The organism is Mycobacterium decipiens, assembly GCF_963853665.1.
In the GTDB taxonomy this organism is placed as follows: Bacteria; Actinomycetota; Actinomycetes; order Mycobacteriales; family Mycobacteriaceae; genus Mycobacterium; species Mycobacterium decipiens.
In genome coordinates this window covers 3389482-3401480 of the sequence record NZ_OY970459.1, presented here as the reverse complement: position 1 = coordinate 3401480, position 11999 = coordinate 3389482, and the positions used below count along the sequence as shown (strand labels likewise).

The following is an 11999-nucleotide window of genomic DNA, read 5'->3' as shown; positions in this document are numbered from 1 at the left end:
AGCAGTGGATTCAGTAGACGTCGCGATGGTAACGCTTGTCAGCTCGCAATGCCTGGACGTAGGTTCTGGCCGTGTCGGGGTCCAGGTGCCCCTGTTCGGCCACGATTTCGCAGAGCGCGCGATCGACATCCTTGGCCATCGGGTCGGCGTTGCCGCAGACGTACAGCTGTGCCCCGTCCTGCAACCACCGCCACAGCTGTGCTCCGCGCTTGCGCATCAGGTGCTGCACGTAAACCTTGTGACGCTGGTCGCGGGAGAACGCCAGATCCAGTTCGGTGAGGAACCCGTCGGCGTGCATCGCCTCGATCTCGTCACGGTAGTAAAAGTCGGTGGCGGCGTGCCGTTCTCCGAAGAACAGCCAGTTGGGTCCGGTGTGGCCGAGCGCACGCCGTTCGTGTAGGAAGCCGCGGAACGGTGCGATCCCGGTCCCCGGTCCAATCATGATCATCGGTGTGTCCGGATCGCTGGGCGGCCGAAAATTGCTGGATGTCCTTATGTAGATGGCGACCTGATCGTTGGGAGAGCGGTCGGCGAGGTAGGTCGAGCACACCCCACGTCGCGGCACACCCCGAAAGTTGTAGCGCACCGGCGACACCGTCAGGTGCACCTCCCCGGGGTGTTCCTTAGGACTGGATGAGATCGAATACAGCCGCGGCTGAAGCGGTTTGAGTACGGTCAGCCACTCGTCGATGGATGCGATGACCGGCGATTGGGAGAGCAGGTCGATTGACTGGCGCCCCCATGACCAATCCGCCAGGGCGGCTTTGTTCGCCGGCATCATCAATTCGGCGAGCTTTGCGGCGGTGTCGGTGTCACGGGTCCGCTGTCGCACGAACCGCAGCAGGTCCGGGCCGATGTGAGCGATCTCGAACCGGTCGGTGAGTGCGGCTCGCAACGACATCGACCCGTAGCCGGCAACCTCCACGTTGGCATTGCCGTCCAACCCGGTCACGCTCAGCCATTCGTCGACCAACCGGTCGTCGTTGCGCGGCCACACTCCGAGAGAGTCACCGGCCTCGTAGCTGGCGGTTCCTTCGGGCAAGCGAAATACCAACTGCCGCACGTCCTTCGCCGATCGTGGCTGGCTGAGCATGGTATTGCGGACCAAACTGACGACCAGGGGGTGTTTCTTCGTGGACGTCCGCGGTGCGCCGACCGGTGCGGTGGTCCGGGCCAGTAGTTGCAAGATCCGGCGCAGCCATCTTGCTGCGGGCGCTTCGTAGTCGGGTTCGCAGTCGACGCGGTCGATGATGCGGGTCGCACCGAGCTCGGCGAGGCGCTCGTCGAGCTTGCGTCCATGACCGCAGAAGTCGTCGTAGTTGGAGTCGCCCAGCGCTAGAACGGCGTAGCGGGTACCGGACAGTTGAGGTGCGTCAGCCGCGGCGAGTGACCGCCAGAGGGCGGCGCCGTTGTCCGGTGGCTCGCCGTCGCCGGTGGTGCTGGTGATGAGGAGCAGCCACCGAACTGTCGGCAGGTCGGCCACGCCGAATTCGTCCATGGCGTGCAACGCGATTGGCAGGCGGGCCGCGGTGAGCTGGGCTGCGACGTCGGCAGCGAGCTCTTCGGCCGTCCCGGTTTGCGAGGCCCACAGCACTACGATTGGTGCCTGCTCGGCCACCGGATCAGTCGTTGCGGGTGGGTCGGAGCGCGTTTCGGCGACCGGGACCGGTGCGGCCGTCTCGATGCGCGCGAACATCCCCGCCAGCAGACCGTCCAACCACAGCCGGGTGCCGGTGTCGAAAGGGGAGCTGACCGGCAGGGTGGGCACCCCGCGCATGCGCCGACCGGTTTCCGAACGTAGGCCGGCCATCAGTCCTGCCAGGTAGGAACGGGCAACCGGACCGAACTGGGGCATGGGTTCGCCTGCCACACCGAGGAATTCGGCGAGGGCATCGACCTGCGAAGCGCTTGGTGGCGAACTTCCGGGTTCATCGCCTGTACTTGGCCGCACGTCTGGTAGGGCGACCTTCGTCAGGGTGACCGCGCACGCCTTGTATTCGGGTTGGTGCGATATCGGGTCGACCGCGTCATTGGTGACGGCGTTGATCGAGAGGTATTCGCCGTAGGAGTCGTTCCAATGGAAGGGTGCGAAGCAGTTGCCGGGTCGCACCCGGTCGGTGATCACTGCTGGCAGCACCGCGCGGCCACGGCGGGAAGCGACTTCGACGGGGTCGTCCGCACAGATCTGCAGCCGGGCGGCGTCATCGGGGTGAATTTCTACGAACGGCCCCGGGTTGAGCTTGTTCAGCTTCGCGACCTTGCCGGTCTTGGTCATTGTGTGCCATTGATGGGGCAGGCGTCCGGTGTTGAGCAAGAACGGGAAATCGGCGTCGGGCAGCTCCGCGGGCGGCAGGTGTGGGCGGGCGAAGAACACCGCGCGACCACTGGCGGTCGGGAACGCCAACCGGGGCACGCTGCCGTCTTCGCGAACCAACCGAGTCTGACTGACACCGTCGTTGAGGTAACGGATCGGGTTGCGGTCATTCGTGGCATCCGGTGGACATGGCCACTGCAGTGGCGTCTGCCGCAGCCGGTCGTAGCTGGCGCCGCGCAGGTCATAGCCGGTTGCGGGATTCCAGAACCGCTTTATCTCTTCGAACACCTCGGCCGCGGAACGGTAACTGAACGAGTCCGTAAAACCCATTTCGCAGGCCATCCGGGCGATGATCTGCCAGTCCGGCAGCGCTTGTCCTACCGGCTCCACAGCCTTTTGGAACAGGGTCAGGTTGCGCTCGGAATTGACCATCACCCCGTCGGATTCCGTCCACAGGGCAGCCGGCAACAACACGTTGGCGTATTCGTTGGTCTCGGTCTCGAGGAAGGCGTCCTGGGCGATCACCAGTTCGGTGTTTTCCAGACCGGCCAATACGGTCTTTCGATTCGCCACGGTGGCAACCGGATTGGTGCCCATGATCCAGCATGCCTTGATCTGCCCATCGGCCATGCGGGAGAACATGTCGATCACGCCGGCACCGACTTCGGTGCGCAGCGACCCCCGGGGAATACCCCATTGGTCCTCCACGAACTCGCGGTCTTCGTCGGAAGTGACCGACCGCTGACCCGGCAGACCTGTTCCCATGTAACCCATTTCGCGTCCGCCCATCGCGTTGGGCTGTCCGGTAAGCGAGAACGGGCCGCTGCCAGGCTTGCAGATCGCGCCGGTGGCGAGGTGCAGGTTGCAGATCGCATTGGTGTTCCAGGTGCCGTGGGTGCTCTGGTTGAGTCCCATGGTCCAGCAGCTCATCCAATTCGCCGCTTCGCCAATCCAGCGTGCCGCCGTGCGGATGTCTTCGGTTGGGATGCCAGTGATCTCGCTGACCTTGTCGGGGGTGAACTGTGCGAGGAATTCCGGCATCATCTCCCAGCCTTCGGTGAATTCGGAGATGAACTCGGGGTCGATATGCCCGTTCTCGACAATCAGGTGCAGCAGCCCGTTGAGCAGCGCGAGGTCGGTGCCTCCGGCGATCTGCAGGAAGAGGTCGGCCTTGTCCGCGGTAGCGGTTCGCCGCGGGTCGACGACGATCAGTTTGGCGCCGGCCTTGACACGGTCCATCATCCGCAGGGACAAGACCGGGTGGCAGTCGGCAAGATTGGCGCCGATGACGAAGAACACGTCGGCGTGGTCGAAGTCCCGGTACGACCCCGGTGGTCCGTCCGCACCCAGCGACAGGGTGTAGCCCGAACTTGCGCCGGCCATACACAATCGTGAGTTCGACTCGATCTGGTTGGTGCCGATGAAGCCCTTAGTCAGTTTGTTCGCCAGGTACTGCGCCTCTATGGACATCTGCCCGGACACATACACTGCGACGGCGTCAGGTCCGTGTTCGGCGACGATCGCGCTTAACCGCTTGGCGCACTGGGAGATCGCAGTTTCGATCGCGACGAATTCAAAGGGTTCGGAGGGGTCGATCCGTAGATACGCCGACTCCAGCCGACCCGGTGCAGCAAGCAGGTCCGCGGTGGTCGTACCCTTCGTGCACACCCGGCCAAAGTTGGCCGGATGTGATTTTTGCCCAACGGACTTAGAAACGTGACGGCTTCCCGTTTGCGGGTCGGTTGTGACCTGCAGCACAAGACCGCAGCCCACGCCGCAATAGGCGCACATGGTGTTCACGGTGTCCGTACCGGGCGCCACGGTGCCCCTAGCCACGCCATGTCCTTCCTGGATTGCGCACCGAAATATGCGCTGAATTGTGCGATAACGATGTTTCGCGTCGGGATATCCGAGGTTTCGCCCGCTTTACCGGATCTCGCGCAGTCATCCAAAGGTCATCATCGACCGGCCGATTTGCGCAAGATTACCCGCGGCGCATCCGCTCTAAAGCTCTACACCAGGGGTTTTGATGAAATCTGGGGGACATTCACAGTTTTCGCTAAGCTCACCACGTGCGTCGTCAGTGCAGGGCCGTGCTGTTGATTCTGGGACCGCTGGCGCTGATCGTGGGCCTGGGCGTTTCCGGTTGCGGCTGGCAGCCGCCGGCACCGCGACCTGCACCGCCAGAGAACTGCAAGGACTCCGACGGGCCGACCGCTGACTCGGTACGGCGGGCCATCGCCGCGGTTCCGGTGCTGGTACCGGGCTCGAAATGGGTTGAGATCGGCCGGGGGCATACTCGGAACTGCCGCTTGTACTGGGTGCAGGTCATCCCGACGATTGCCTCCGAGTCGACTCCCCAACAGCTGTTGTTCTTCGACCACAACACCGCGTTGGGCTCGCCGACCCCGAACCCGAAGCCCTACATCACTGTGTTGCCGGCCGGTGATGAAACGGTGACGGTTCAGTACCAATGGCAGGTCGGCAGCGATGAGCCGTGCTGTCCCACCGGCATCGGCACGGTGCGATTTCAGATCGGATCCGACGGCAAGCTAAAGGCCCTCGGCTCTATCCCACATCAGTGACATTCGCGCACAATAACTTCCGCCGGTTTGCTTGCTGCAAGGACGCAGCGCAAATTTGCGTGTATGGTCAGGTCTTCGCGGCTCAAGGGTGAGCCCAATTGCGTTATGTATTCAGCACTTCTACAGGACTTCTACAGGAATTTCAGGCTGGCAGGAAACACCTTGTATACGCAAGGGCTGGCACCCTGGTGGGTCGGGCCGATTTCCCACCAGGCTGGGAGCAAGGAGAGTGATGGAACAGCACACGCTGCTGCAGCGCGACGAATCGCCGCGCAGTCCCGCTCAAGGCTTGAGAGCCGCATCCACCGTCGCGCAGAGTGCTTCCCAAACTACCGCCCCTTCGGGCAAGCCCGGGCGGGGCTCACGTCACATTACTCATTGGGATCCCGAGGATCTGATGGCGTGGGAGGCGGGCAATAAGGCCATTGCCCGACGCAATCTGCTCTGGTCGGTAGTGACGGTTCACCTGGGTTACTCGGTTTGGACGCTCTGGCCGGTGCTCGAGTTGTTGATGCCCCAGAACGTCTACGGATTTTCAGCCGGTGACAAATTTCTGCTCGGCACCGTCGCAACATTGGCTGGCGCGTTTCTGCGGATGCCGTACTCGTTGGCCAGCGCAATCTTTGGTGGTCGGAACTGGGCGACTTTCTCGGCGATCGTGTTGTTGATTCCAGTCATTGGCACCACCGTGCTGTTGACCCATCCGGGGCTGCCGCTGTGGCCGTACCTGGTGTGTGCGGCACTGACCGGTTTGGGTGGCGGCAATTTCGCGTCGTCGATGAGCAACGCCAATGCCTTCTACCCACAACGGCTCAAGGGCTCGGCGCTTGGAATAGCCGGTGGGGTAGGCAATCTTGGCGTGCCGGCGATCCAGTTGGTCGGGCTGTTGGTAATCGCCACCACTGGCGACCGTAAGCCCTACTTGGTGTGCGCACTCTATGTGGGTCTGCTGGCGATCGCTGTAGTCGGAGTGTCGCGGTTCATGAACAACGTCGAGCAGCACCGGGTGGAGGTGAACCGGCTGCGGCCGATCATTGCCGCGGTCCTGTCGACCCGCGACACTTGGTTGCTCTCGGTGCTCTACCTAGGCACTTTCGGCTCGTTCATCGGGTTCTCCTTCGTGTTCGGCCAGGTCCTGCAGACCAACTTCGCGGCGTGGGGACAAAGCCCGGCGCACGCGACGCTGCATGCGGTCGAGCTCGCGTTCCTCGGACCGCTGCTGGCGGCGGTGGCTCGGATCTATGGTGGCCGGCTGGCCGACCGAATTGGTGGTAGCCGACTCACCCTTGTGGTCTTTATTGCGATGACCCTCGCCACCGCGCTGCTGATCAGCGCCAGCACCCTGGAAGGCCGCCACTCTGGTCCGCATCGGGGCGCTACCATGGCCGGCTACTTCGTTTGTTTTATCGCGTTGTTCATCCTGGCCGGGTTGGGCAACGGGTCTGTGTACAAGATGATTCCGACGATCTTCGATGCGTGCAGCCGCTCCCTGGATCTCAACGAGGCCGAACGCCGTGACTGGTCACGCATCATCTCGGGGGTAGTCATCGGGTTTGTGGGCGCCTTCGGTGCGCTCGGCGGAGTCGGAATCAATCTGGCGCTGCGCGAGTCCTACGTGAGCACCGGCACCGGGACCGACGCGTTCTGGGGCTTCATGCTGTTCTACGTCGTCGCCGCCGTCGTGACCTGGAAGATGTACGTGCGCCGAACGGCTACCCACCTGGCGACGTTGCAGCCGGCCTTGGTGCCGCAGCCGGCATCGGCGCCGGCCAGAACTCAGTCGGACAGATTCTCCGGGTGCAGCATCTCGGCGTAACGTAGCGGCTCCGGGATGCCGAAACCGTCGACCAGCGTCCTGGCGTGCGGGCGCAACACCCGGCACCGATCGTTGATGCCGCGGGTGACTGCCTTGGCCCGCTCGGTCGACAGGTACCGGTGCGCGATGTACCAGGCCTTGTCCTCCTCGATCACCGACAGCGCATACAGGTCGCACACCACCTCGAGCAGTTCGCGGGCCTCGGTGTCTGGGCACGACTCGATCCCGGCGACGAACGCTTCCAGCACCACTCGGTCGATGTGTGCTGTCGCGGCGTGCAACACGTGATCCTGGACGGCGTTGAACGCTTCGAAAGCCGACATCTCTTTGGACTTGGCCTGTAGCCGACGGGCGACCGAGGACAGCAGATATTCCTCGCGCTCTTCGAACATCGTTACCTGGGTGCCGCGGTTGAACAAGCTGCCCTCTTCCTCGCTGTCCTGCCGGGCGTCCACGATTCGCTGCATAATTGTCTCGGCGGCAGTGCGTTTCATTACGCGGTCACCAACGGCGCTGGCGGCGAAGCGCACCCACTCGACCGGGCTCATGCTGCGGATATCGTCGGCGTATGCGGTGAGCAGCTCCTTGGCCACCAACTGTGTCAGCACGTGGTTGTCGCCCTCGAAGGTGGTGAACACATCGGTGTCGGCGCGTAATGCGATCAGCCGATTCTCGGCCATGTAGCCCGCACCGCCGCATGCCTCGCGGGCCTCCTGGATGGCCCGGCTGGCGTGCCAGGTGTTCGCCGCCTTCAGCCCGGCGGCACGAGCCTCCAGCTCACGCTGCTCCTCGGCATCCACCACCTGCGATGTCTGCAAGTCGTGACACTTGGACACCAGCTCGTTCTGCGCGAACTGCAGCGCATACGACCGCGCGATCAAGGGAAACAGCCGCCGCTGGTGCACCAGATAGTCCATGATCAGCACTTCGTCTTCGTCCCCCGGTGCGCTGAATTGCGTGCGCGCCAACGCATATCGGGTCGCGATGTCCAGTGCGACGCGAGCGGCTGCGCCTGCGCTGCCACCCACGGTGACCCGGCCACGGATCAAGGTGCCGATCATGGTGAAGAACCGACGGCTCGGGTTGTCGATCGGCGAACTGTAGGTGCCGTCCGGCGCGACGTCGCCATATTTGTTCAGCAGGTTCTCCCGCGGAACGCGGACGTGGTCAAACACGATGCGGCCGTTGTCGACGCCGGGCAGGCCACCCTTGTAGTGGCAGTCCGACGTCGTAACCCCGGGCAGATCGTTGCCGTTTTCGTCGCGGATCGGCACCAGTACGCAATGCACGCCGTGGTTGACCGGCTTGCCGTCCGCGCTAGTGATCAGCTGCGCGAAAACCGCTGCAACGGTTGCTGTCTCGGCCGCACCGCCGATGTAGTCCTTGCGGGCCGTCGGGGTGGGGGAGTCGATCACGAACTCTTGGGTGTCGGCGTCGTAGGTGGCAGTCGTCTCCAACGCCTGAACGTCGCTACCGTGCCCCGTCTCGGTCATCGCGAAGCAACCGCACAGTTCGAGGCTGATGATCTTCGGGACGTACGCCTCGTGGTGGCGTTCGGTGCCCAGGTTCTCGACGGCACCGCCGAACAGGCCCCATTGCACTCCAGCCTTGACCATCAGGGACAGGTCGGACATCGCCAGCATCTCGATCATCGTGATCGCCGCACCGACATCGCCGGTGCCGCCGTGCTCCTTGCGGAAACCTTCATCGGAGATCCCCGCGTCGGCCATCATCCGCATTTGCTCCGCCACCTTGGCGCGGGCGATGACCGTGTTTGGGGTGTAATGCGGGCGGAATGCTTCATGGTTGAGCTTGGCCCGCGTTTGAATTCTCACGTCACGCCAACGCCCGTCCAACACGTTGCGCAGATGTTCGGCAGTCCTCGTCATATCGTGCGCCATAACCCCGACGGTAACCTGCCGCTCGCGCAATCGGCGGTCCGATCGGCTTAGATAACGCAATGCCCCAGCCGAAAACGTTGGTCACGGTCGCCGTGCTGGCGTGGGTGAGCATATTGTGCCCGACGTTGTGTCTGGCCGGGTGCGCCCCGGCGCAACCTCCGCGACCGGCGAATGCGCCGCGGCCGTTGCTCAACTACCTCGGCCAGACGCAGATTCCGTCCGGCGCAACCTTCCACGGCACGGTCATCGGGGGCTTGTCCGGCATCAGTTACGACCCGGACGGTCAGCTCTATTACGCGATCAGCGACGACCGTTCCCAGGACCACCCCGCTCGGTTCTACACCATGCGGATTTTGCTGTCGGACAAAGGGATTAGCGATGTGGTAGTCACCGGCGTGCATCCGCTACAGCCGCCGCACAGTTCGTTACCGGTGGTTTCCCCCGACCCCGAGGGCATCGCCTTCGACGCCGCCCGGCATCGCCTGTACTGGTGCTCCGAGGGCGAACGGCGCACCGATCGGGCGGTGCACGCGGACCCGTGGATCCGGATCGCGGCCCCGGACGGCGGGTATCTGGGCCAGTTCACCCTGCCGCCCAACCTGAGAATGTCGGCGCCGGACATCGGGCCGCGGCACAACCGGGCGCTGGAGGGGCTGGCGCTGACCCCCGACGGCCGGTCGCTGTACGCCGCGATGGAGGACCCTGGCTACGGCGACGAGCCGCCGAACTCCGATGACCATCAGGTGCTGACCCGATTCACCAAATTCGACGTCGAGACCACGGCGCCCATCGCCCAGTACGCCTATCCGATGGAGCCGGCCGCCCGGTCCGGCGTGCGCAACGGCGTCTCAGATCTCGTCGCGCTGTCCGATACGACGTTTCTGGTAGTGGAACGGTCCACGGCCATCCCCCCGGTGATCCGCATCTTCCGCGCCGAGATCGGTGCCGCGACCGACGTCTTAGCCACGCCATCGCTGCAGGGCGCGGTCCTGACCCCAATGAGCAAATCGCTAGCCGTGGATCTATCCGCCTTGTCCGTCGCACCGGACAATCCGGTCGGCAACATCGAAGGCATCACGCTGGGCCCGAAGTTGCCCGACGGCCGTCAATCCGTAGTCCTGGTCAGCGACAACGACTTCCTGCCCATCCTGGTCACGCAGTTCTTGTTGTTTGCGTTGTAGCTGGGCGCAGCCGATACCAGACGAACCCGGCCAGCGCCGCGCCCAACACGACCAGCATCACCATGTCGAACGCCCACCAGCCGACATAGTGGGCCCACAGCCCGTCGTCGGCGGCCAGGTCGTCGACCCGGCGCAGGTCGACGGTCGAAGCCGACGCGGCGAAACCCCAGTGGGCCGGAATGAGCCAGGAGATCTGGTCGAAGCCCCACGTGCCGACCAGCGGAAGCAGGCCCCCGGCAAACAGCAGGGATGCCAGAATCACCGGCACCAGCAGCGGCAGGACCTCCCGGAGGGAACACCCCAGCGACGACAGCGCCAGGCCGGCGATCGCCGAGACAATGCCGGTGGCAGCCACGCTCACGTACAGCTCGACGCCGGGATTGGGAAGCAGGACAGCGTCGTGCGGGGGTCCGCCTTTGCCGGCCACGACGATCGTGGTGAGAATGGCCGTCTGGATTGCCGCGGCCACACTGAAGACGAGGATCTTGCCGGCCAGGTAGGCGAACGTCGACAGCCCGACGGACTGCTCGCGCGAAAAGATGCGGCGCTCCCCAACCAGGTCGCGGATGGTCAGCGTGAGGCCCAGGATCACCGCGGCGATGTTGAGCGCGGCCAGGATTTCGACCGCTTCGTGGGGGTTGGTGCCGGACGGGTCGGCCCGGAGGCCGGAGTCGCCGGGAATCAGCAGCGTCAACGCCCCCAGCGCGACCGGTAGGAGCGCCAAGAACAGGAAGTAGCGGCGGTCGGCGAACAACAGGCGCGCCTGCCGCCGGACAATCAACCGGAACTGCCGCTTCAAGGCGAGTTCGGTGGGGGGTGGCTCGGGCGCCGCCACCGCCGGCGCCGCCGGCACCGCCTGTTGACGGGTCAGGAACGCCTGGTGGGTGCCGTCGGGATCGGCGGCAACCTGCGCGAACACCTCGGACCAGTCGGTGGTGCCCATCGCGGACTCGATCTGCACGGGGGCCCCGGCGAAAGCCATGGTGCCGGCCGGGGTGAGCAGCAACACCTGGTCGCACATGTTCAGGTGCACCAGCGACGTGGTGGCCACCACGACGACGCAGCCGAGGTCGGCCTGCCGGCGCAGCACCGCCATGACGTGGTGTTCCTGCGCCGCATCCAGCGCGGCGCTCGGCTCGTCAACCACCAGCAGCGATGGCCTGGTGACCAGCTCGATCGCCAGCGCGGCGCACCGGTGCGCTTCGGGCGACAGTTTGGCCACCCGGGTCTTGCGGTGCGGGGTCAACTCGAGTTCGTCGAGCACTTGATTCACCACTCGGCGGCGATTGTCGGGCGAGGTGTTTGGCGGTAGCCGCAGTCTGGCGGCGTAGTCCAGGACGCGTCCGACGGTCAGATGCGGGTGCAGGCGGTGGATACGTGGCACTATCCCGATGCGGGATCGCATCGACTCGGGCTCGGCGTATGCGTCGTGGCCGTCCACGGTCAGCACCCCGGAGCTGCGGGGGCGGGTGCCGGCGAGCACCTCGATCAAGGCGGAGTTGCGGGTGTCCGACGGCCCCACGACAGCGATCAATGAGCCTGGTTGCGCAGTGAACGACACATTCGAAAGCAGCTCGTGCCCATCGATGTTGAGCCCCAACCGATATGCGGCCACTCCGATCGTGCGCGCGCCGGGCTTCAGCGGCAATCGATTGGTTGGCGAGACGACCTCGCCGGCCTCGGTGACCGGGCGAGCGGGAAGTAGCTTTCGCGTCGCGTCGGTCATCCGTTCGACCAGGCTCCGGCTAGGTTGCTGCTCGTCGTCTGGTGGGGGCGGTGGTGTGGACCCAGCTGCCGTCGGCAGCCGGATCGGTTTGGTCGGCCGCTCGAGGGTGGAGTGCTCGGGTGGCGACGGCGCCGGCGGTGGTCCGCTGATCTGAAAAACCAGCCGCGGCCCGCGCTGGGGATCACCGATCGTGATCGCCTGGCCGTCACGGATGTCGACCGTCGACATGCGCGCACCATCGACGTAAATGCCGGTGCGGCTCCTGTCGATGGCGACCCAATGGGTACCGGTAAACCGCAGCACCAGATCCGGGATCGATCGCCACGCGGGCCCACGGTGAACCGGGCCCAGCCGATCCAAGCGGATGTCGCACTGGCCGCCGCCGCCCACGATCACGTCCCGGCCGGGGGGAAACACGTACCGCATCGATTCGACCCATACGGTCAGCGGGAAGGCGTTCGACATCAGGATGCCCG

At 64.7% G+C, this 11999-nt stretch carries 6 protein-coding genes; 3 read left to right on the top strand and 3 right to left on the bottom strand.

Translation table 11 applies throughout. From position 1 onward, the window contains the following. Positions 1-10: 10 nt before the first annotated feature. Entirely contained in the window at positions 11-4105 is a 4095-nt protein-coding gene (locus AADZ55_RS15000) for a bifunctional nitrate reductase/sulfite reductase flavoprotein subunit alpha (RefSeq protein ID WP_085327144.1), read from the bottom strand. 281 nt (positions 4106-4386) lie between these two features. Between AADZ55_RS15000 and AADZ55_RS14995 the strand changes: the two genes are divergently transcribed. Both AADZ55_RS14995 and AADZ55_RS14990 read left to right on the top strand, forming a co-directional pair. After that, entirely contained in the window at positions 4387-4899 is a 513-nt protein-coding gene (locus tag AADZ55_RS14995; protein WP_085327123.1) for an LppP/LprE family lipoprotein, read from the top strand. Positions 4900-5131: 232 nt separating this feature from the next. Beyond that, on the top strand, positions 5132-6715 hold the full coding sequence (locus AADZ55_RS14990) for a nitrate/nitrite transporter (protein WP_085327124.1): 1584 nt from the start codon (positions 5132-5134) through the stop codon (positions 6713-6715). Here the strand turns inward: AADZ55_RS14990 and AADZ55_RS14985 are convergent. Beyond that, complete coding sequence (locus tag AADZ55_RS14985) at positions 6676-8616, bottom strand: acyl-CoA dehydrogenase (protein WP_085327125.1); 1941 nt, start codon at positions 8614-8616, stop codon at positions 6676-6678. The two genes, AADZ55_RS14990 and AADZ55_RS14985, sit on opposite strands and share 40 nt — an antisense overlap. A 59-nt stretch (positions 8617-8675) precedes the next feature. Between AADZ55_RS14985 and AADZ55_RS14980 the strand changes: the two genes are divergently transcribed. Then, positions 8676-9797: an esterase-like activity of phytase family protein gene (locus AADZ55_RS14980; RefSeq protein WP_085327126.1), complete on the top strand. Its 1122-nt coding sequence runs from the start codon at positions 8676-8678 to the stop codon at positions 9795-9797. Here the strand turns inward: AADZ55_RS14980 and AADZ55_RS14975 are convergent. Next, on the bottom strand, positions 9769-11988 hold the full coding sequence (locus AADZ55_RS14975) for an ATP-binding cassette domain-containing protein (protein WP_085327127.1): 2220 nt from the start codon (positions 11986-11988) through the stop codon (positions 9769-9771). The two genes, AADZ55_RS14980 and AADZ55_RS14975, sit on opposite strands and share 29 nt — an antisense overlap. Positions 11989-11999: the final 11 nt, after the last annotated feature.